Below are 21,052 nucleotides of genomic sequence, written 5' to 3' on the forward strand. Positions count from 1 at the left end.
CGCCGCGTTGGCACTCAGACGAGCGAACGCCGAATTCGATCGCGCGTGGTCTGCCGGCGCGTGGCGGCGTGACCGCGCGGCATCTGGGAGGGGACCATGCACAATGCCATGGTGCCGATTCTAGCCAGCCGCCCCGCAACGCCGGCAGTCGCTGCGTTGCTCGCGGGACTGCTGCTGCCGGGCGCTGCCCGGGCCGATGAAGAGGCCAAGCCGGCGGCCACCTGGGAAGGCGCGATCGGCCTGGTGCTGCGCCATGGGCCGACCTACGCCGGCGCCGAGGACAAGCGCACGCGCATCGCGCCCGGGCTGTTCCTGCGTTACGGCCGCTTCAGCGTCACCACCACCGGCGGCTTCGCGACGCGCTCGCAGGACGAGACGACGCGCGGCGGGCTGGCCGCCGAGCTGGTGCAGCGCGACGACTTCCGCGTCAGCCTGTCGCTGCGCTTTGCCGGCGGCCGCGATCCGGGCAGCGACCCGCTGCTCGCCGGGCTCGACAAGCGCCGCACCACGCTGCGGGGCCGGCTCGGTGTGTCGCGCGATCTCGGCGCGGGCTGGCAATTGCGCGCCGGTTGGAATCCGGACCTGCTCGGCCGCGACGGCGGCAGCTACGTCGACGTCGGCCTGAATCACGGCTGGGCGCTGACCCCCACCGTGCAGGCCAGCGCCGGCATCGGTGCGACCTGGAGCAACGCCCGCTACCTGCAGAGCTATTTCGGCGTCAGCGAAGCGGAGAGTGCGCGCTCGGGCCATCCGGTGTACCGCCCGGGGTCGGGACTGCGCGACGTCGGCGCCAACGTCGGGCTGCGCACCAGCTTCGGCCCGCGCTGGGTCGGTTTCGCGAATGCCGGCGTGTCGCGCCTGGTCGGGCCGGCCGCCGACAGCCCGCTGACGCGCCGCCCGTCGAGCTGGAGCCTGGGTGCCGGTCTGGCCTGGCGATTCTGACGGCGGCACGCCTGGCGCAGGCCCTACAACCCACGTTCGACCATCGACAGCAGGCGTTCGGCCAGGCCATCGAGCATCGGATCGGGCACGCCGCTCAGCGGGCCTTCGATGGTCAGCATCGCCAGGCCATGCACGGCCGACCAGGCCAGGAACTCCGCACCCGGCCGGCGCGCGGGCGGCAGCGCGCCGGCGGCCACCATGCGATCGAGCGCGCTGCACAGCAGCCCGAACGGCCCGAGGCCGCTGTCGCCCGCTGACGTCGGGCCGGCCGGCACGGACGGGTCGAACTGGCGCTTGAACGCGGTCTGGAACAGCCCTGGCTCATCGCGCGCGAAGCGCAGGTAACCCGCGCCGACCGCGCGCAGCGTCGCGTGCGCATAGCGCGCCGAAGTCTTGGGCGCCCCCAGCGCCGCCAGCTCGTGCTCCATCGCGCGCGCGACCATCGCCACCGCGGCCTCGCGCACGGCGGCCAGCAGGTCGTCGCGGCTCGCGAAGTGCCGGTAGGCGGCGTTCGGCACGACGCCGGCGCGGCGCGTGGCCTCGCGCAGCAGCACCGCGGCGGGGCCGCCTTCGCGCGCCAGATCGATGCCGGCTTCGAGCAGCGCGCGCCGCAGGTCGCCATGGCGGTAGGCGCTGCGCGTCGGTGGCGGGGCGCGTCGGGTCGGCATTCGATGAGCGGTGCAGGGCTATGTGGACACTGTCCATTATGTCTGCCATGATTTGTGGACGGTGTACACAAACACCGCGTCACCCACCTCACCGGAGTTCACGATGCACTTTCGTCCGTACCTGAATTTCAACGGCAACGCCGCCGAGGCGATGGCCTTCTACCAGTCGGTGTTCGGCGGCAAGCTGGACCTGATGCGCTTCAAGGACGTGCCCGAGATGCCGACCCCGCCCGAGGCCGGCGAGCGCGTGATGCATGCGCACCTCGACGTCAATGGCCATTCGCTGATGGCCTCGGACACGATGCCGGGCCAGCCCTACAAGGGCATGTCGGACTTCGGCGTCACGCTGGCCTTCGACACGGTGGCCGAGGCCCGGCGCGTCTTCGATGCGCTGGCCGCCGGCGGCAGCGTCGGCATGCCGCTGGAGCCGACCTTCTGGGTCGAGATCTTCGGCATGGTGACCGACCGCTTCGGCACGCCGTGGCTGGTCAACGGCGGAAAGATGGCGTCGAAGTAGACGTCTCGGCCGCGAACCAGGCGCGCGCGTCGGCGGCGTCGCGCGTGATGCCGGCGCGCAGCGCATCGAGCGATGGGTATTTCAGCTCGTCGTGCAGCTTGTGCAGCAGCTCGACCTGCAGCACGCGGCCGTAGCCGGCTTCCGGCGCCAGCGGCCAGTCGAGGCAATGCACCTCGAGCAGCACGCGGCCGGCATCCTCGACGGTCGGGCGCACGCCCAGGCTGGCGACGCCGGCCAGCGGCATGTCGCCCAGGCCCTGCACGCGCACGACGAAGATGCCCATCGCCGCCGGCTTCGGATGCGGAAAGCGCAGGTTCAGCGTGCGAAAGCCGAGCTCGCGGCCGAGCTTGCGGCCGTGCACGACATGGCCGCTGATGCTGTACGGCCGGCCGAGCAGCGACGCGGCGCGTTCCATGTCGCCGGCGGCCAGTGCCTCGCGCACCGCGGACGACGACACGCGCAGCCCGTGCACCTCGTAGCTCAGCATGCGCGCGACGTCGAAGCCTTGGCCGCAGCCTGCCGCATCGAGCATCGCATAGTCGCCGGCGCGGCGCGCGCCGAAGCGGAAGTCGTCGCCGACGAGCACATAACGTGCATGCAGGCCGGCCAGCAGCACGTCGTCGATGAAGGCCTGTGGACTTTGCCCGGCGAACGCCGCGTCGAAGCGCAGCACGACGACCTGGTCGACGCCGCAGCGTTCGAGCTCGCTCAGCTTGTCGCGCAGCGTCGCAATCCTCGCCGGTGCAGATTCCGGCTTGCCCGCCAGCCGGGCGAAGTAGTCGCGCGGATGCGGCTCGAAGGTCATCACGCAGCTCGCGAGATTCCGGTGCCGCGCCTCGTTGGTCAGCAGCGCCAGCATCGCCTGGTGGCCGCGGTGCACGCCGTCGAAGTTGCCGATCGTCAGCGCGCAGGCGCTTGCCAGGCCGGGATGGTGGAAGCCGCGGAAGACTCGCATCGTGCGGATTGTGATCCTCGCGCCGGTCAGTGCCGCCCGGCCGCCCGAAGGCACTGACGCGCCCCCTCGGGGGGCAGCGAACGGAGTGAGCGTGGGGGCCGCATCCTAGCCGGTGATGACCTGCGGGCCGTCGAGCCATTGCCAGCGCCCGGGCGCCAGGTCGGCGGGCAGTTCGAGCGCGCCGAAGCGGCTGCGATGCAGGCCGACCACATGGTTGCCGACCGCCGCGACCATGCGCTTGACCTGGTGGTACTTGCCCTGCACCAGCGTCAGCCGCAACGCGCGCTCGCCGGTGATCTCGCAGCCTTCGGCCAGCACCGGCCGCGGGTCGTCGTCGAGCACGACGCCGGCCAGCAGCTGCGCCACCTGTTTCGGCTCGACGGGCCGGTCGGTGCTGATCTCGTAGACCTTCGGCACCTGCTTCTTCGGGCTCGTCAGGCGGTGGATCAGCGCGCCGTCATCGGTCAGCAGCAGCAGGCCGGTGGTGTCCTGGTCGAGCCGGCCGATCGGCTGCACGCCGCGCTGGCGCAGCGGGGCGGGGAGCAGCAGCAGCACGCTCGGCCAGGCGGAAGGTTTCTGCGAGCACTCGTAGCCGGCGGGCTTGTGCAGCAATACCAGGGCCTTCGCGTGATAGGTCCACGGCTGGCTCTCGACCTCGAACTGGAGCCCTTCGGTCGGAAAGCGCTCGCCCGGGTCGCTGACCACCTTGCCGCCGACGCGCACCAGCCCGGCATCGATCAGGCCGGCGACGATGCGCCGCGTACCGAAGCCCTGCGAGAACAGGATGTCGTCGAGGCGCTGCGTCGCGCCGGCCTTCTTGGTACCCGCCATCAGTGGTGCAGCTCGAACAGCACGACGTGGTTGTCGCGCGCCGGCCAGGCGGTGCCGATCAGCCGCTCGGTGATGTCGCCGCTGCGATAGTCGGCGGTCACCGGCCGGCCCGGCGCGACGCGCAGCTTGAGCTTCGACGAGGACACGCCGGCGACGCCCGGTGGAATGCCGGGTGCCGGCTGCAGCCCGTCGAAGGCGATCTGGTCGCGCGGCAGGCCGAAGTAGCCGCGCGGGCGCGCCAGCGTGACCACCGCCGCGGCGTCCTTGTCGGCATCGGCCAGCCGCTCGGCGCGCAGGTGCACGATGTCCGACGAGCGCAGGAACGGCGAGCGGTAGACGTGCGTCGTCGCCAGCCCGGGCGCGCTGATGACGAATTCGAGCGCCGTTGACGAATCGGTGACCAGCGGTCCCCAGCGGCCATCGGCGTCGACGCTCTTGTCGACCAGCGCGGCGCCGCGCCGTGCGCCGGTGCCGGCATCGACCGCGTAGACCGCGACCTTCGCGCCGGCCAGCGGCAGATTCGTCGGGCCGCCCGGTCCCGGGCCGGAGACCTTGCCGTCGAGGGTGACGCTCTGTTCGGACGTTATCGTCGTGATCGACGGCGCGCGGCCGGTGATGAATTCATGGGCCGCGGCGAAGGCCAACGCGTGATAGCTGACCTCGCGGTGGTCGCGCCCGGGCAGCACGACGTTGGTCGCGCCCTTCAAGGCCGGCCCGTCGAAGGTCACGTTGGTCGGCGTGCCCTTGGCGCCGATCCACACGCCATCGGGCTGCGCGTACTTGTCGTTGTTGTCCGAGCGCACGGTGAGCCAGCGCACGCCGGGCGTGACCTCGTCACCGTTCGGGCCCTTGGGCGCATTCAGCGCGGTGAGGAAAGGCCCGGCGCCGTTGAACTCGTTGCCCGGGCGGAAGCCGGCATGCGCCCATGCGCCGTGGTTCGGCGTGCCGCCGAGGATGGCGTGCGAGACGGTGCGATCGCCGCCGCCGTTCTGGATGTAGTTGCGGATCGCATTGCCGCCGCGCGAATTGCCGATCAGCACGACCTTGTCGGCGCCGGTCGCCTTCAGCACCCGCTGCACTTCGGCGGCCAGGTGGTCGCGTTGCTCGGTGGACGAGCTGCGCCCGGGCTGTTCCTTGGCATCGTCGTCGCGTGCCAGCGGATACGGGAAGTCGACCGCATGCAGACGCGCGCGCGGCCAGCCGTTCGACTCGAAGCGCCACAGCGTCGTCGTCCATAGCGCGGCGGTGGCGCCATCGCCATGCACGAAGACGATCGGCGGCAGCGTGCTCGCGGGCGGCGGGCTCGCCGCACAGGCGGCGAGCAGCGCCGGGATCAACAGCAGCAGGGAACGGCGGGCAAGTCTCATGGGTTCAGTCTCCTCTTGTTGTCTTTCAGGCCAGGCCGAGATCACGCGCGGCCGGCAGCGGCGGGTCATCCAGCCCGTGGGCCGCGCGCACGGCATTGATCACTGCGCGGGCGGTGACTTCGGCGGCCAGCGCGCCCAGCACCGTCAGGTGGCCGGGCCGGCCGCTGGTGCCGGTGGCCAGCGCGAACAGCGTGTCGCCGTCGGTCAGCGTGTGGACCGGGTTGATGCTGCGGGCCAGGCCGTCGTGGGCCATCGAGGCCAGCTTGCTGGCCTGCGCCTTGGTCAGGCGCGCGTCGGTGGCGACGACGCCGATCGTCGTCGCCATGCCGTCGAGCAGGCGTGCGGGCAGCGCGCCGGAGCGGATCGCGGCCATGCTGTCGCGCGGCGTTCGGCCATCGTCGGCGCGCGCGCCGGCGACGATGCGGCCGGTCGCGGGGTCGATCACGTCGCCGATCGCGTTGACGGCGACCAGCGCGGCGACGGTGATCGCGCCGACGCGGATCGACGCGCTGCCGATGCCGCCCTTCATCGCATGCTGGATGCCGAACAGCTTGCCGACCGTCGCGCCCGCGCCGGCGCCGACCGAGCCTTGCGCCGGGGCGGCCGCGCTCGCCGCGGCGCACGCCGCATGCCCGGCGGCCGCGTCGGGGCGGATGCGCGCATCACCGAGCCAGAGGTCGAACAGCACCGCTGCCGGCACGATCGGCACGCGGGCTGGACCCACTTCGATGCCGACGCCGCGCTCCTCGAGCCAGCGCATCACGCCATCAGCAGCGGCCAGGCCGAACGCGCTGCCGCCCGACAACAGCACCGCATGCACGTGTTCGATGACGTTGCGCGGGTCGAGCAGGTCGGTCTCGCGCGTGCCGGGTGCCGCGCCGCGCACGTCGACCCCGCAGGTCGCGCCGGCTTCGCAGAGCACGACGCTGCAGCCCGTCGGCCGCCGCGGATCGGTGAAGTGCCCGACCTTCAGGCCGGCGACGTCGACGAGGCTTCCGGGATGCATGCGGCCAGCTTATCAGCGGCCGCACTCCTCACGCCGTCACGCGTGCAGCAGCCGCCCACCGCCGAAGGACCAGTTCTCCCAGGACGTTTCCTTGAAGCAGACCATCACCTGCTCGGTGTCGATGTCCTGCGCCGCGAGCCGCGTCATCAGGTCCTGCAGCAGACCGCGCTTGACCTTCACGCTGCGGCCGGCCGACCAGAAGATCTCGATCACCGCGAAGTGCTCGCCGCGGTCGCGTTCGAGGTCCGGATAACGTGCATCGAAGCGGAAGTTCTCGGCCGGCAGCTCGATCACGCGCTGGAAGCGGTCGGCCTGCGGCACGCCGGTGGCGACGAGCGCGGCATGCACGGCATCGAGCAGCGCGTTCTTGAAGGCGGGTGCGCGCTGCTCGCGCACGGTGAGGGTGACGAAGGGCATCGAGGGCTCCGGTCAGTGGGCGAGGGTTCGGGCAGCGGCAATCGCCTGGCGCAGCGTCCGGCCGACGGCGGCCCAGAAGCGGTCCTGGGCTTCGTCGCGCAGTTGCGTGGCACGGGCGCGGGCGGCGCGGGACACGGCGTCGCGCCGGTGCGGGGTCAGCAGTTGCAGAGGAGCTTGGGGGTTCATGGCGCTTCCTTGATGGGGTCAGTGCAGCCACTCTAGGCAGCGACCCGATCGCCGGAAACGGCGCCCGGACCAAATCGGTCTTGCATCGCGCGCAACACCGGACCCGCCGCCCCTACGATCCCACCCCATGGACGAGCTCGCTTTCGACGACCTGAAACTCTTCGCGCGCGTCGCCGCGCTCGGCACCTTGTCGGCGGTGGCGCGCGAGCGCGACGTGCCCGTCAGCCAGGTCTCGCGGGCGCTGGCCCGCATCGAGAAGACTTGCGGCGCGCGGCTGGTGCATCGCTCGACCCATGCGCTGGCGCTGACGGCCGAAGGCGAGACCTTCCTCGACTACTGCCACCGGCTGACGACGACGATCGAGTCGCTGGAGGGTGAATTCGCGAGCCAGGCGCGCGAGGCGAGCGGGCTGGTGCGGGTGGCGGCGAGCACGGTGATCGCGCAGTACCTGCTGCTGCCCAGCCTGACCGGACTCGCGGAGCGGCATCCGAAGCTGCGCGTCGAGCTCGAGGTCAGCGATCGCCTGGCCGACATGGCGCGCGAAGGCATCGACATCGCGATCCGCACCTCGAACGCGCTGCAGGACACGATGATCGCGCGCCAGATCGGCGCGCTCGGCCGCGGGCTGTACGCGGCGCCGGCGTATGCCGCGCAGGCCGGGCTGCCGGCGCGTCCGGACGAGCTGCGCCGCCACCGGCTGGTGGCCAACACCGCGGCGCCGCAGCTGAACCACTGGCCGTTCATCGTCGACGGCCGGGCACTGAAGATGCCGGTCGAAGGCGACTGGCGCACCAACGACACAGGGCTCGCGGCGAACATGGTGCTGCAGGGCCTGGGCATCGGCCGGCTGGCGACGCTGGTGGCCGAGCCGCTGGTGCAGCAGCAGCGGCTGGTGCCGGTGCTGGCCGACTACTGCGACCCGCAGCCGGTGCCGATCTACGCGGTGACGGCGAGCGCGCGGCAGCGGCTGCCGAAGATCCGCGCCTGCATCGACTACTTCGCGGAGTGGGTCGGCGGCCGGTCCTGAGCGACCGGCTGCGCCGAGACCGTCAGGCGAACACGCCGGCGGTGTCCTGCATGCGCTCCGACACTTCGCCGAGGTGATGCAGCGTATCGCCGAGCGTCATCTCCAGCACCGTCAGGCGCTTGAAGTAGTGACTGCCGATGTACTCGTCCGTGACGCCGATGCCGCCGTGCATCTGGATGCACTGCTGGCCGACGAAGCGCATGCTGTTGCCCAGCTGCACCTTGGCCTGCGACAGCGCGCGGCGGCGCTGCGGTGCCGGCTCGCCGAGCTTCAGGCTCGCGAAGTAGCTCATCGAGCGGCCCAGCTCGAGCTGCATCTTGACGTCGGCGATGCGGTGGCGCAGGGCCTGGAAGGTGGCCAGCGTCGTGCCGAACTGCTTGCGCGTGTTCATGTACTCGACCGTCAGCGCGACCAGCTTGTCCATCACGCCAACGCCCTCGGCGCAGGCGGCGGCGATGCCGACGTCGGCGGCGAACTCGAGCGCCGCGGCGCCGTCCTTCGTGATCAGCGTCGCGGTGGCATTGGCCAGCTTCAGCTCGCCGGCGCGCGCGCCGTCCTGCGTCGGATAGGCCTTGACCTCGACGCCGGGCGCCGACTTCTCGACCAGGAACAGCGCGATCGCGCCGTCGAGCTGCGCCGGCACGATGAAGGCGTCGGCCTCGTCTGCCGCCGGCACGACGCTCTTCTGGCCGCTGAGTGCGTAGCCGGCGCCTTGGGCCTTGGCTGTCGTCGTGACCTGGTCGAGCCGGTAACGCGCGCCGCGCTCGACCCAGGCCGGGACCACCAGCACTTCGGCGCCGGCGATCTTCGGCAGCCACGCGGCCTGCAGCTCGGGCGAGCCGGCCTGCAGCAGCGCCGGCGCCATCAGCCCGGCGGCGGCATACGGCGCGTTGACGAGCCCGCGGCCGAGCTCTTCCATCACCACCATCGCCTCGACCGGGCCGAAGCTCAGGCCGCCGTGCGCCTCGGGCACCGCCAGGCCGGCCAGGCCCAGCTCGGCGAGCTCGGTGTAGACCTCGCGCGTCTGGCCGCCGGCCTTGGCGATCGCATGGCGGCGCTCGAAGGTGAAGCCCTTGTCGACCCAGCGGGTCACCGCGTCGCGCAGCGAGACCTGGTCGTCGGTGAATTCGAAGTCCATCTCAGGCTCCCAGCACGGTTTGAGCGACGATGTTGCGTTGCACTTCGTTGCTGCCGCCGTAGATCGTCGTCTTGCGCATGTTGAAGTAGGTGCCGGCCAGCGGCGCGCACAGCGCGGCACCGGCGAAGTCGCCCTGCCAGCCGGCTTCCATCGCCTCGTGCACGTAGGGCACGCTGAACGGGCCCGCGGCCAGCATCATCAGCTCGGTGTATCGCTGCTGGATCTCGCTGCCGCGGATCTTCAGCAGGCCGGCGATGTCCAGGCTCGCCTTGCCGCTCTTTTCGGCCGATAGCACGCGCAGCACCATCATTTCCAGCGCGACGACGTCGACCTCGAGCAGCGCGATCTGGTCGCGGAAGCGCTGGTCGTCGTAGAGGCCTTCGGTCTTCGCGGTGCGCTTCAGGCGCTCGAGCTCGCGCTTGGCGCGGTTGACGTCGGCGATGTTGGTGCGTTCGTGCGCCAGCAGGTGCTTGGCGTAGGTCCAGCCCTTGTTCTCCTCGCCGATCAGGTTCTCGGCGGGCACTTCGACGTTGTCGAAGAACACTTCGTTGACCTCGTGCTCGCCGTCCATCGTGATGATCGGCCGCACGGTGATGCCGGGCGACTTCATGTCGATCAGCAGGAACGAGATGCCGGTCTGCGGCTTGCCATCGCTGCTGGTGCGCACGAGGCAGAAGATCCATTCGCCGTACTGGCCGAGCGTGGTCCAGGTCTTCTGGCCGTTGACGATGTACTTGTCGCCGACCCTTTCAGCGCGCGTCTTCAGCGACGCCAGATCCGAGCCCGAGCCGGGCTCGCTGTAGCCCTGGCTCCACCACACCTCGCCCGACGCGATGCCGGGCAGGAAGCGCTTGTGCTGCTCGGCATTGCCGAAGGCCATGATCACCGGCGCCACCATCACCGGCCCGAACGGCACGATGCGCGGCGCGCCGGCCAGCGCGCACTCTTCCTCGAACAGGTGCTTCTGCACCGCGTTCCAGCCCGGGCCGCCGAACTGCTTCGGCCAGCCGTAGCCGAGCCAGCCCTTCTTGCCGAGGATCTTGGCCCAGCGCTGCAGGTCGTCGCGCGACAGGCGCAGCGAGTTCAGCACCTTGTGGCTCAGGTCCTGCGGCAGGCTTTCGGCCACCCATTGGTGGATTTCGTTGCGGAAGGCCAGTTCTTCCGCGGTGAAGTTCAGGTCCATGGCGTCTCCATGCGCAATAGCGTCTCAAGTTTTAGCACGACCGTTCGCTTTCGAGTTGTCCCGATCGAGACAAGCTCCGGGTTTGCATGATGCGCCGCGGCCCGGACGGACGTCGAACTGCACCGCAAAGCACGCTCTAGTTTCCCGACTGCGCGCATCGAGGTCTCCCCACAATGCCAGCTTCGCCGCCCCATGGTGGTTGTCGTACGGAGCGTGTGATCTCGATGAACAGGATCAGTATCAAGGCCCGCCTGGGCCTGCTGGTGGCGGCGCTGCTCGCGCTGCTGGTCGCCTCGGCGGCCTTGACGGTGGTGCGCGTCGAACAGTCGAGCCACACGCTGAGCCAGCTCTACCACGAGCGGCTGATTCCACTGAAGCAGCTGAAGGTCGTCGCCGACGGTTATGCCGTGGGCATCGTCGATGCGGCACACAAGGTGCGCGATGGCGGCATGAGCGCCGACGCCGGATTGAAGGCGATCGCCGAGGCCCGCTCGCAGATCGATGCGCAATGGAAGGCCTTCACCGAGACGCAGCGCAACGCGCAGGAGCGCACGCTGATCGACAAGGGCCGCCCGCTGCTGAGCGCGGCCGATGCCACGGTGAAGCGCCTGGTCGCGCTGGTCAAGGGCGGTGACACCGAGGGCCTGCGCAGCTTCGCCGCCAAGGACATGTACCCGGTGATCGACCCGATCGCCGGCGTCGTCGAGGCGCTGATGCAGGTGCAGCTCGAGGCGGCCGCGGCCGAATACCAGCGCAGCCAGGAGATGGCGCGCGCCGCGCTGTGGCGCACGCTGGTGATCGCCGGCGTGGTCGTGCTGGCGGCTGGGTTGTGGTCGTGGCGCCTGGTGCGTTCGATCGTGCGGCCGCTCGCGGCGGCGGTGAGGGTCGCCGAATCGGTGGCCACCGGCGACCTGCGCCAGCACATCGATGGCAACGCCCGCGACGAGACCGGCCAGTTGCTCGCTGCGCTCAAGCGCATGAACGACAGCCTGGTCGGCATCGTCGGCCAGGTGCGCGCGGGCACCGATTCGATCGCCACCGCGTCCTCGCAGATCGCCACCGGTAATGCGGACCTGAGCCAGCGCACCGAAGAACAGGCGAGCAACCTGCAGCAGACCGCGTCGTCGATGGAAGAACTGACCGCCACCGTGCGCCAAAACGCCGAGACCGCGCGCACCGCGAGCCAGATCGCCGCGCAGGCGGCCGATGCCGCGGCGCAGGGCGGCGCGGTGGTCGGCAAGGTGGTCTCGACGATGGAGGCGATCGACGCCAGCTCGCGCAAGATCGCCGACATCATCGGCGTGATCGACGGCATCGCCTTCCAGACCAACATCCTGGCGCTGAACGCCGCCGTCGAGGCCGCGCGTGCCGGCGAACAAGGCCGCGGCTTCGCGGTCGTCGCCGGCGAGGTGCGGGCGCTGGCCCAGCGCAGCGCGCAGGCGGCGCGCGAGATCAAGACGCTGATCGGCGAGAGCGCGACCAAAGTCGAGTCCGGCACCACGCTGGTCGACGAAGCCGGCCGCACGATGGGCGAGATCGTCGCGCAGGTCAAACGTGTCAACGACCTGATCGACGAGATCAGCCACGCCAGCGCCGAGCAGAGCCAGGGCATCGGCCAGGTCGGCGATGCGGTGGCGCAGCTCGACCGGGTGACGCAGCAGAACGCCGCGCTGGTCGAAGAAAGTGCCGCCGCCGCCGAGAGCCTGAAGGTTCAGGCCGCGCAGGTTGCGCAGGCGATGCAGGTCTTCAGGATCGCCGCTTGACGAGCCCGGCAGTCGCGAGACTGCCTTCACCCGTCAGCGGCGCTCGAGCCGCATGGTGTCGCCGTCGCGGCGCATCGAGAAACGGCTGAGGAAGCTGTTGCCGAGCAGCGTGTAGGGCATCTCGGCCTGCAGCACGACGGCGTCGACGTTGAAGACCTCGACGTCGCCGATGCGCACCGAGGTCAGGTTCACCGAGTACACCGCCACCATGCCGCCGGCCGTGCTGGAGACGCCTCGCTCGCCGCGACGCCAGTCGATGCCAAGGCGGTTCGCTTCGCTGACACTCATCGCCACCACCGTTGCGCCGGTGTCGACCATGAACTGCACCGCCTTGCCGTTGATGCTGCCCTGCGCCATGAAGTGACCGCCGCGGCCGACCGGCAGCACGATCTCGCTGCCGCCGCCCGCAGACCCCCCGCCGCCGCCGACCTTGGCCGGCGCGGCGCCGAGCCGGATCACGCTGCTGCGGCCGGCAACCACCACCTCGGCTTCACCATCGCCGACCCGCGTCAGGGTCACGCCCTTGACGGTGCTGCCCACCGACACGGTGTGCGGCTGGCCGTCGATCAGCAGCAGCGCCTTCGTCGCGCCGAGGCTGCCGGACAGGCTGACGGTCTGCGCCGCGGCCACGAACGGCAGCAGCGCGGCAAGCAGCAGGAGGCCGCGGCGCAGGGCGGGCAAGGCTAGTCTCTGAAGTTGTTGAAGGCCAGCGGCACGTCGGCCACTTCCTTCTTCAGCAGCGCGATCGCCGCCTGCAGGTCGTCGCGCTTGGTGCCGCTCACGCGCACCGTATCGCCCTGGATGGCGGCCTGCACCTTGATCTTGCTCTGCTTGATCAGCGTCTGGATCTTCTTCGCGGTGTCGCTGTCGATGCCTTGCTTGACCGGCACCGTCTGGCGCACCTTGTCGCCGCCCATCTTCTCGAGCTTGGCGCTGAAGTCGAGGAAGCGCACGTCGACGCCGCGCTTGGTCAGCTTGGCCAGCAGCAGGTCCTTGACCTGGCCGATCTGGAAGTCGCTGTCGGCCAGCAACTGCAGCGAGCGGTCCTTGCCCGCTTCGACGCTCTCGATGTGGGCGGAGGAGCCCTTGAAATCGAAGCGCGTGCCGATTTCCTTGTTGCTCTGCTCGACTGCATTGCGCAGTTCGACCAGGTTGGGTTCGAGGACGGTGTCGAAGCTTGGCATGGGGTCGAAATTCTGCCACGCAGGACCGCTGCGGCGACATGCGACCCATCGGTCAAAATCCACCGATGTCCAACCTGCCGCGCAGCCTCGCGATCGAACACGCCGTCAGCCTGCGCGAGCTGAACACCTTCGGCCTGCCGGCGGTGGCCCACACGCTGGTGCGCATCACCGACGATGCCGACGTGCGCCGCATGCTCGGCCATCCGCAGATCGGCCGCGCGCCGAAGCTGATCCTCGGCGGCGGCAGCAACCTGATCCTGACGCGCGATCCGCAGGCGGTGGTGCTGCGCGTCGAAGTGATGGGCCGCCGCCTCGTCGAGGAGCGGCCCGATGCGTGGATCGTCGAGGTCGGCGCCGGCGAGCGCTGGCACGAGACGGTGGCCTGGACGCTGGACCAGGGCTGGCCCGGGCTGGAGAACCTGGCGCTGATTCCCGGCAGCGTCGGCGCCGCGCCGGTGCAGAACATCGGCGCCTACGGCGTCGAGCTGCAGGACCGCTTCGAATCGCTCGATGCGGTGGACCTGGTCACCGGCCGCAGCGTCACGCTGTCCGCAGCGGCCTGCGCCTTCGGCTACCGCGACAGCGTGTTCAAGCAGACCGGCTTCGGCGGGCTGGCAGGCAAGAGCCTGATCACGCGCGTGCGGCTGAAGCTGCCGCGGCCCTGGCAGCCGGTGATCGGCTACCTCGACCTGGAGCGCAAGATCGCTGAAACCGGCGTGCAGGCGCCGGACCCGCGCACGATCTTCGACTGGATCTGCGCGATCCGCCGCGCCAAGCTGCCCGATCCGGCTGAGGTCGGCAATGCCGGCAGCTTCTTCAAGAACCCGGTCGTCAGCCCCGAGCAATGCCGCGACATCATCGCCCGCGATCCGCACATCGTGCATTACGCGATCGATGGCGGCCGCTTCAAGCTGGCCGCCGGCTGGCTGATCGATGCCTGCGGCTGGAAGGGCAAGTCGATCGGCCGCGCCGGCGTCTACGAGAAGCAGGCGCTGGTGCTGGTCAACCGCGGCGGCGCCAGCGGTGCCGAGGTCGTCACGCTGGCGCGGGCGATCCAGGAAAGCGTCTATGGGCGCTTCGGCATCCGGCTGGAGCCGGAGCCGGTGGTCGTCTAGCGAGTCATCTAGCCTGCGACGATGCCTTCGGCGGCACACAGCCGCCGCGTCGCCTGCGCCAGTTCCTCGAAACGCTGCACCGCCAGCGCCAGCTGCGGCGCGCCGAGGGTCGACGCATCGCGGTTCAAGGTCGCCGCGGCTTCGGCCAGTGCCGGCAGGCCCAGGTTCAGCGCCGCGCCCTTGACCGCATGCGCGGCATGGCGCAGCACGTCGGTATCGGCGTCGCGCATGGCCTCGCGCATGCGGCGCGCGGCCTGATCGGCCTGGTCGAAGAATTCGCCGTACAGCGCCGGCGAGCGCTCGGCGCCCATCAGCTCGGTGACGGCGGCCAGCGCGGCATGGTCGATCAGGCCGGATTCGGACACTGCCGGATCCACCACGGCCACAGCGGCGGCCGGCGGCACGGCCGCCGCCGCGCCGGCATGGCGGGCGAACAGCGCGGCCAACGCCTCCAGGCTGACCGGCTTGGTGATCACTTCGTCGATGCCGGCGCGCAGGCAGCGTTCGCGCGTGTCGGCGAAGACGTCGGCGGTCAGCGCGATGATCGGCACCTGCGACCGCGGTGGTCCCAGCGCGCGGATCGCCTCGCTGGCGGTGACGCCGTCCATCACCGGCATGTGCACGTCCATCAGCACCAGGTCGAACGGCTGTTCGCGCAGCGCCTGCACCGCCTCGAGGCCGTTGATCACCTGGTGGCCGTGGTGGCCCAGGCGCTCGAGCAGCGCATCCAGGTACAGGCGGTTGACCGGATGGTCCTCGGCGACCAGCACGCGCAGGCTGCGGCTGTGGTTCTGCTCGGCGGTCGCCTGGGGCGAGGCCGTCGCCGCCGCGGGCAGCAGCGGGCAGCGGAATGCGAACACGCTGCCGGCGCCCGGCGCGCTGCGCACGACGAGCTCGCCGCCCATCAGCCGCGCGAGGTTGCGCGAGATCGCCAGCCCGAGGCCGGTGCCGCCCTGGCGCCGCACGTGCGGATCGTCGGCCCGCGTGAAGCGCTGGAACAGGCGCGCCACCGTCGCCGTGTCCATGCCGATGCCGCTGTCGGCGACCTCGAATTCGAGCTGCGGCTCGCCGTCGGCGCCGCTGCGCGTGCGGCAGCTGAGCACGACGCTGCCGCGCTCGGAGAACTTGATGGCGTTGTTCAGCAGGTTGTAGAGCACCTGCCGGATGCGCGTCGGATCGAGCCGCACGTGGCTCGGCAGGCCGCCGTCCAGGCGCAGCTCCAGCGCCAGGCCCTTGTCGGCCGCCTGCGGCTGCATCAGCGCGCGCACCTCCTGCACCAGGCCGCGCAGCTCGACGTCCTGCGCCTGCAGCGCGAGCGTGCCCGACTCGAGCTTCGCCAGGTCGAGGATGTCGTCGAGCAGGCGCAGCAGGTGTCCGGCCGATTCGTCGGCGGTCTGCAGCCAGGCGGCGGCCTGCGTGGCATCGGCCGGCGCCGGCTGCTTCAGCAAGGCCAGCATGCCGAGCAGGCCGTGCAGCGGCGTGCGCAGCTCGTGGCTCATGTCGGCGAGGAATTCGCTCTTCGCGTGGCTCGCGGCTTCGGCCTCGATGCGTGCGTCGCGCAGCTCGTCGGCCAACGCTTCGAGGTGGCGCCGGCGCTGTTCGAGCTTGCGCATCTGGCGCAGCGCGATCAGCGCGAAGACCAGCACCATCGCCGACAGGAAGGCGGTCAGCCCGAGGCCGATCTGGTTGTGCTGGCGCACCTTGTCCTGGCGTTCGCTGACCTGCGCCGCGACCTGGTGCGAGGCGTCGAGCAGCAACTGGTGGATCGGGTCGCCCAGCGCCAGCAGGTCCGTCAGCAGCGCACGCGAGGCCTGCGGGCTCAGCGGGCCGCGCGGCCGGTCGCTCAGGTACAGGTCGGCGCGCGTGGCAAAGCTGTCGATCCGGCGCAGCACCTGCTCGGAACCCGCAACGTTGCGCAGCAGGCGGTTGGCGCGTTCGGTGCGCAGCAGCGAGGCGCGGCTGAGGAAGATGTCGTAGCGCAGCTGCAGCTGCGCCGGCGTGTCGGCCGGATGGTCGAGGTCCTGGCGCCATTGCTCGCGCAGGCGCAGGTACTCGGTCTCCAGCTGGTACAGGCTCAGCACCAGGTAGTCGTCCTGGTACTGCACCGTCCCGCTCAGCAGCGCGTACTGGCGCACCTGCACGAAGGCCGCCGCCAGCAGCGTCGCCAGCAGCAGCAGCCCGGTGACGCCGAACCACGGCGTCAGCCGCTGCGGCTGCGAATCGGGGCTCACAGCACCTCGATCGATCGGAGCTGCCAGGCGCAGCGCGTGTAGTACAGGGCCTTGCGCAGCGCGGCGTTGCTGTCGAAGGGGTAGATGATGAACAGCGGGCCCTTGTCGCGCACCGACATCGGCTTGTCGTCGAGCAGGCGGGCGAGCAGCACGTCGAAGCGCTGCACGTCGTCGAACGGGATGTCGACGCGGTAGTCGTTCAGCGCCGTCGCGCGCAGCGCCTGGCCCTGGGCCGACGCCGCGGCCAGCACGTCGCGCAGCAGCGGGCCGGTGAACTTGCGCGGCAGGCTGTACCACGGCGTGCGCGTCGTGAAGCTCTGCTGCGGCAGCTTCTCGAGCATCGTCATGTCGAACTCGGCCTGCGGCTCGCCCTGCGCCTGGCGGTTCGGCAGGCGCACGCGACCGGTCACGGTCAGCACCACCGGCCCGTCGGGTGCCTCCAGCGCCTGCGCCGGCGCACTGGCGCCGAGCCAGGGCAGGGCGGCGGCGAAGCTCAGCAAGTGGCGGCGTTGCATCCCGGCGGCGCAGCTTCCAATCGTGGGGGGGCGATATTAACCGTCGACCAGCCAAGGGTTGACCCGGATGACAACTGCGCACGCTTCGCCGCGCATCAGTACTTGGAGGGGGGCGACGCGAGCACTTGCTGCGTTAAGCTGCCGGGTTATGTCTTCGACACTGGGTCCCACCACTTCAGGCGGCCAGGCCAATGCGCTGCCGAAGGGGACTCGCCTGGGTGAATTCGAGATCCGGCGCGTCATCGGCGCGGGGGGGTTCGGCATCGTCTACATGGCGTTCGACCACGGGCTGGAACGCGAGGTGGCGATCAAGGAATACATGCCTTCGTCGCTGGCTTCACGCACCGCGACGCTGCATGTCTCACTGACCTCGCCGTCGAACGAGGAGACCTTCAAGCTCGGTTTGCGCTCCTTCGTCAACGAGGCCAAGCTGCTGGCGCGCTTCGACCACCGCTCGCTGATCAAGGTGCACCGCTTCTGGGAAGACCGCGGCACCGCCTACATGGTGATGCCGCTGCTGCGCGGCCGCACGCTGCGCGAGGCGCGCCGGCTGATGGAGCAGCCGCCGACCGAAGCCTGGCTGCGCGGCGTGCTCGATCCGGTGCTCGGCGCCCTGGAGGTGCTGCACCGCGAGGACGTCTTCCACCGCGACATCGCGCCCGACAACATCCTGATCGGCGACGACGGCGTGCCGATGCTGCTGGACTTCGGCGCCGCGCGCCACGTGATCCACGGCCGCAGCCAGACGCTCACCGCGATCCTCAAGCCCAGCTACGCGCCGATCGAGCAGTACGGCGAGGCGAGCAACCTGCGCCAGGGCGCCTGGACCGACCTCTACGCACTCGGCGCGACGCTGCACTATCTGATCACCGAGTCGCCGCCGGCGCCGGCGACCGTGCGCACGATCAGCGACGACGTGCCGCCGTTGTCGTCGATGCCGCGCCCGGGCATCTCGGACCAGTTCCTGCAGATCGTCGACTGGATGCTGGCGCCGCGCCCGCAGCAGCGGCCTCAATCGGTGGCCGAACTGCGCGAGGTGCTGGCCGGCCGGCGTGGCGTGCCGGTGAACACGATGCCGCCGCCGTCGCCGACCTCCTGGCAGCGCACCGAGCTCTACCACCCGCCGGCGCCGCCGGCCGCGCACCACGAACCGCTGCCGCTGCCGGTCCCCGCGCCCGCGCCGGCCGCACCGCAGCATCCGACGACCCAACGCCGCGTCGATCCGGAGATGCGGCCCGACGCGACCGTCCACCCGCAGACGCGCGCCGCGCCGCCGACCGCGCGACCCGCGCCGTCACCCGCGCCACGGCCCGTCCCTGCACCGGCGCGGGTGCCGCTCGACCAACTCGACTTCGTGCCATCGCGGCCGATGCCGCTGAAAACGCCGGCGCCCGCGCCGCGCGCACCGGTGGCCGGCGGCAGCGATGCGCGCAACCTGCTGCCGTGGCTGGCCGGCGGCGGGGCGGTCGTCGCCGCAGGAGCAGCCCTGGTGTGGTTCCTGAACCGGCCGTCGGCGCCGGTGGTCATCGTCGCGCCGACGCCCGCGGCATCGGCGCCGGTGCCGTCGGCGGCGGCGGCGGTGCCGTCGCCGGTGGCTTCCGCCGTCGTCGAGCCGGCGCCGGCGCCGATCGTCGTCGCACCGCCGGTCCAGCCACCCGCGCCGGCACCGGTCGCCGCGACACCGGCGCCCGCACCGCGCCCGACGCCGCAACCCGCCCCGGCGCCGCGGCCCGGCACGACACCGGCACCGACCGCGCAGTCGCCGGTGGCCCCGAGCCCGGCGATGTCGGTGGCCAGCGCTGCGCTGCGGCCGCTGCCGACCCGTCCGCCGGCGCCCGCGCCGGCCACCGAAAGCAGCACCGGCCGTGTCGCCACGCCCGCCCGTCCCGATCCGACCCCCAGCCCGCCGCCGCCGGCGCGAAGCGAAGCACCCGCCCCGGCACCGACCGCCGCCGCGCGCGATCCGCGCGAGAGCTGCGGCTCGCGCATGCTGATCGCGCTGCACCTGTGCCTGGTGCGCGAATGCGCGAAGCCCGCGTTCCAGGACCATCCGGAATGCGTGCAGGTGCGGGCGATCGAAGAGCGCACGCGCGCGCGCACGTCGCCTTAGCGACAGCTCGTCGATACCGCCTTAGCGACAGCTCGTCGATACCGCCTTAGCGACAGCTCGTCGATACCGCCTTGGCGACAGCTCGTCGACGAGCTGCGTCGCCAGGGTGACAAGTTGCGGGTTCGCCGGGATGCGGCCCGCGTGACGCTCGGCTACACCGGCAGAGGATCCACCTCTTCTGCCGCCGATGAACACGCCTGCAACCCGTCCGCACCACAAGATCTGGCCGTCGCGCCTGCCGCGCGAGCTGGTCCTGCCCGAGACCAGCCTGTGGTTCAACCTCGAGGTCTCGGCGACGCGCTTTCCGCAGCGCGCGGCCTACCGCTTCCTCGGCCGGCCGCTGCTCTACGCCGAGCTGAAGGGCCAGGCCGAGGCGCTGGCCGGCTGGCTGCAGGCGCACGGCGTCGGCAAGGGCGACCGCGTGATCGTCTTCCTGCAGAACTGCCCGCAGTACGCCGTCGCGGTGCACGCGATCCTGCGCGCCGACGCGGTGGTCGTGCCGGTCAACCCGATGAACAAGGCCGACGAGTTCGGCCACTACGTCACCGACTCGGGCGCGCGCATTGCCATCACCAGCGCCGACCTGGCGGGCATCGTCGCCGAGGCCGACAGCCGCCTGCCCGAAGCGCAGCGGCTGCGCCACCTCGTCGCGACGCGTTACGCCGATGCGCTGCCCGAAAGCATCGACCCGGCCGAGCGGCCGAACGACGCGATCCTGCAATGGCTGCAGGCCGACCCGCCGCTGCCCGCCGGCACCTTGCGCTGGAACGAGGTGCTGGCGAGCGGCCACGCGCCCGGTGCGCACACCGCACAGCCCGACGACCTGGCGCTGCTGCCCTACACCTCGGGCACCACCGGCATGCCCAAGGGCTGCATGCACACGCACCGGACGCTGATGCACAACGTGTTCGGCGCCAGCCAGTGGGGCCACTCGGGGCCGGAGACGGTCAGCCTCGGCGTGGTGCCGATGTTCCACATCACCGGCTTCGTCTACGGCGTGCTGAGCTCGCCGGCCGGCGGCGCGACGACGATCATCCTGCCGCGCTGGGACCGCGAGCTCGCCGGGCGCCTGTTCGCGCGCCACCGGGTCACGCACTGGACCTGCATCCCGACGATGATCATCGACCTGATGGCGAGCCCGAACTTCGCGAGCTTCGACCTGTCGAGCCTGCGCTACCTGTCGGGCGGCGGCGCGGCGATGCCGTTCGCGGTCGCCGAGCGGCTGCAGAAGGAATTCGGCATCACCTTCGCCGAGGGCTACGGCCTGACCGAGACCGCCGCGCCGACGCATGCCAACCCGCCCGAGCGCGCGAAGCTGCAATGCCTGGGCATCCCGATCTTCGGCACCGATTCGCGCATCGTCGATCCGGAAACGCTGGCCGAGCTGCCGCCGGGCGAGATCGGCGAGATCGTCACGCACGGGCCGATGGTCTTCAAGGGCTACTGGGGCCATCCGGAGGCGACCCGGGCGGCCTTCATTCAAATCGACGGCAAGCCCTTCTTCCGCACCGGCGACCTCGGCCGCATGGACGAGGAAGGCTACTTCTTCATGACCGACCGGCTGAAGCGGATGATCAACGCCAGCGGTTTCAAGGTCTGGCCGAGCGAGGTCGAGCTGCTGCTGTTCAAGTGCCCGGCGGTGCAGGAGGCCTGCGTGATCTCGGCGCGCGACGCCTACCGCGGCGAAACCGTCAAGGCCGTGGTCGTGCTGCGCGCCGAGGCGCGCGGCACAACCGCCGAGCAGGACATCATCGACTGGGCGCGCGACCACATGGCGGCGTACAAGGTGCCGCGTTTCGTCGAGTTCGTCGACGTGCTGCCGAAGTCGGGCTCGGGCAAGGTGATGTGGCGGCTGCTGCAGGAAAAGGAAGCCGCCGCCGCTTCCTGACGCCAGATA

The 21,052-nt window shown here is 70.9% G+C and carries 20 protein-coding genes; 7 read left to right on the forward strand and 13 right to left on the reverse strand.

The window, feature by feature from the left end:
- Positions 1-96 precede the first annotated feature (96 nt).
- Positions 97-942 carry a MipA/OmpV family protein gene (locus HLB44_RS13285; RefSeq protein WP_173123176.1) on the forward strand — a complete coding sequence of 282 codons (846 nt, stop codon included), beginning with the start codon at positions 97-99 and terminating at the stop codon, positions 940-942.
- A gap of 23 nt (positions 943-965) precedes the next feature.
- Here HLB44_RS13285 and HLB44_RS13290 read toward each other — a convergent pair whose 3' ends face one another.
- Positions 966-1,610: a TetR/AcrR family transcriptional regulator gene (locus HLB44_RS13290; protein ID WP_173123178.1), complete on the reverse strand. Its 645-nt coding sequence runs from the start codon at positions 1,608-1,610 to the stop codon at positions 966-968.
- A 103-nt stretch (positions 1,611-1,713) separates the two neighbouring features.
- Between HLB44_RS13290 and HLB44_RS13295 the strand changes: the two genes are divergently transcribed.
- Positions 1,714-2,127 carry a VOC family protein gene (locus tag HLB44_RS13295; RefSeq protein WP_173123180.1) on the forward strand — a complete coding sequence of 138 codons (414 nt, stop codon included), beginning with the start codon at positions 1,714-1,716 and terminating at the stop codon, positions 2,125-2,127.
- Here the strand turns inward: HLB44_RS13295 and HLB44_RS13300 are convergent.
- The 6 genes from HLB44_RS13300 to HLB44_RS13325 all read right to left on the reverse strand — a co-directional run bounded on the left by HLB44_RS13300 (position 2,099) and on the right by HLB44_RS13325 (position 6,889).
- Positions 2,099-3,082, reverse strand: coding sequence for a bifunctional riboflavin kinase/FAD synthetase (locus HLB44_RS13300; RefSeq protein WP_173123182.1), 984 nt, complete (start codon positions 3,080-3,082; stop codon positions 2,099-2,101). The genes HLB44_RS13295 and HLB44_RS13300 overlap by 29 nt on opposite strands.
- Before the next feature lie 105 nt (positions 3,083-3,187).
- The gene (locus tag HLB44_RS13305; RefSeq protein ID WP_173123184.1) at positions 3,188-3,913 is read right to left on the reverse strand and encodes a pseudouridine synthase; all 726 of its coding nucleotides are present in this window, start codon (positions 3,911-3,913) and stop codon (positions 3,188-3,190) included.
- Positions 3,913-5,280 carry an alpha/beta fold hydrolase gene (locus HLB44_RS13310; protein WP_173123186.1) on the reverse strand — a complete coding sequence of 456 codons (1,368 nt, stop codon included), beginning with the start codon at positions 5,278-5,280 and terminating at the stop codon, positions 3,913-3,915. The genes HLB44_RS13305 and HLB44_RS13310 overlap by 1 nt, the downstream gene beginning before the upstream one ends.
- 25 nt (positions 5,281-5,305) lie before the next feature.
- Positions 5,306-6,286, reverse strand: a complete 981-nt coding sequence (locus HLB44_RS13315) for a P1 family peptidase (RefSeq protein ID WP_173123188.1) — start codon at positions 6,284-6,286, stop codon at positions 5,306-5,308.
- 36 nt (positions 6,287-6,322) lie between these two features.
- Positions 6,323-6,703 carry a tautomerase family protein gene (locus HLB44_RS13320; RefSeq protein ID WP_173123190.1) on the reverse strand — a complete coding sequence of 127 codons (381 nt, stop codon included), beginning with the start codon at positions 6,701-6,703 and terminating at the stop codon, positions 6,323-6,325.
- Positions 6,704-6,715: 12 nt separating this feature from the next.
- A complete protein-coding gene (locus tag HLB44_RS13325) occupies positions 6,716-6,889 on the reverse strand; it encodes a hypothetical protein (RefSeq protein ID WP_173123192.1) in 174 nt (57 codons plus the stop codon).
- Between the two features lie 127 nt (positions 6,890-7,016).
- On the opposite strand from HLB44_RS13325, the gene HLB44_RS13330 reads away from it, so the two are divergent.
- Entirely contained in the window at positions 7,017-7,916 is a 900-nt protein-coding gene (locus HLB44_RS13330; RefSeq protein WP_173123194.1) for a LysR family transcriptional regulator, read from the forward strand.
- Positions 7,917-7,938: 22 nt separating this feature from the next.
- Here the strand turns inward: HLB44_RS13330 and HLB44_RS13335 are convergent, their stop codons facing one another.
- Both HLB44_RS13335 and HLB44_RS13340 read right to left on the reverse strand, forming a co-directional pair.
- Complete coding sequence (locus tag HLB44_RS13335) at positions 7,939-9,054, reverse strand: acyl-CoA dehydrogenase family protein (protein WP_173123196.1); 1,116 nt, start codon at positions 9,052-9,054, stop codon at positions 7,939-7,941.
- A gap of 1 nt (position 9,055) precedes the next feature.
- Positions 9,056-10,237 carry an acyl-CoA dehydrogenase family protein gene (locus HLB44_RS13340; RefSeq protein WP_173123198.1) on the reverse strand — a complete coding sequence of 394 codons (1,182 nt, stop codon included), beginning with the start codon at positions 10,235-10,237 and terminating at the stop codon, positions 9,056-9,058.
- A 224-nt stretch (positions 10,238-10,461) separates the two neighbouring features.
- On the opposite strand from HLB44_RS13340, the gene HLB44_RS37870 reads away from it, so the two are divergent.
- Positions 10,462-12,000: a methyl-accepting chemotaxis protein gene (locus tag HLB44_RS37870; protein ID WP_281375164.1), complete on the forward strand. Its 1,539-nt coding sequence runs from the start codon at positions 10,462-10,464 to the stop codon at positions 11,998-12,000.
- A gap of 33 nt (positions 12,001-12,033) precedes the next feature.
- Here the strand turns inward: HLB44_RS37870 and HLB44_RS13350 are convergent, their stop codons facing one another.
- Together HLB44_RS13350 and HLB44_RS13355 are read right to left on the reverse strand one after the other, a co-directional pair.
- Entirely contained in the window at positions 12,034-12,681 is a 648-nt protein-coding gene (locus HLB44_RS13350) for a retropepsin-like aspartic protease family protein (RefSeq protein ID WP_246312251.1), read from the reverse strand.
- 2 nt (positions 12,682-12,683) lie between these two features.
- Entirely contained in the window at positions 12,684-13,184 is a 501-nt protein-coding gene (locus HLB44_RS13355; protein WP_173123200.1) for a YajQ family cyclic di-GMP-binding protein, read from the reverse strand.
- A gap of 65 nt (positions 13,185-13,249) precedes the next feature.
- Between HLB44_RS13355 and murB the strand changes: the two genes are divergently transcribed.
- Positions 13,250-14,299, forward strand: coding sequence for a UDP-N-acetylmuramate dehydrogenase (gene murB, locus HLB44_RS13360; protein ID WP_173123202.1), 1,050 nt, complete (start codon positions 13,250-13,252; stop codon positions 14,297-14,299).
- Positions 14,300-14,307: 8 nt separating this feature from the next.
- On the opposite strand, the gene HLB44_RS13365 is transcribed toward murB, so the two are convergent.
- Together HLB44_RS13365 and HLB44_RS13370 are read right to left on the reverse strand one after the other, a co-directional pair.
- The gene (locus HLB44_RS13365) at positions 14,308-16,530 is read right to left on the reverse strand and encodes an ATP-binding protein (protein ID WP_173123204.1); all 2,223 of its coding nucleotides are present in this window, start codon (positions 16,528-16,530) and stop codon (positions 14,308-14,310) included.
- The gene (locus tag HLB44_RS13370; protein ID WP_173123206.1) at positions 16,527-17,045 is read right to left on the reverse strand and encodes a putative pterin-binding protein; all 519 of its coding nucleotides are present in this window, start codon (positions 17,043-17,045) and stop codon (positions 16,527-16,529) included. The genes HLB44_RS13365 and HLB44_RS13370 overlap by 4 nt, the downstream gene beginning before the upstream one ends.
- Before the next feature lie 148 nt (positions 17,046-17,193).
- On the opposite strand from HLB44_RS13370, the gene HLB44_RS13375 reads away from it, so the two are divergent.
- Both HLB44_RS13375 and HLB44_RS13380 read left to right on the forward strand, forming a co-directional pair.
- A complete protein-coding gene (locus tag HLB44_RS13375; RefSeq protein ID WP_173123208.1) occupies positions 17,194-19,155 on the forward strand; it encodes a serine/threonine protein kinase in 1,962 nt (653 codons plus the stop codon).
- Between the two features lie 187 nt (positions 19,156-19,342).
- Positions 19,343-21,043, forward strand: a complete 1,701-nt coding sequence (locus HLB44_RS13380) for a long-chain fatty acid--CoA ligase (RefSeq protein ID WP_173123210.1) — start codon at positions 19,343-19,345, stop codon at positions 21,041-21,043.
- Positions 21,044-21,052: the final 9 nt, after the last annotated feature.

Source organism: Pseudaquabacterium terrae, assembly GCF_013266755.1.
GTDB lineage: Bacteria > Pseudomonadota > Gammaproteobacteria > Burkholderiales > Burkholderiaceae_C > Pseudaquabacterium > Pseudaquabacterium terrae.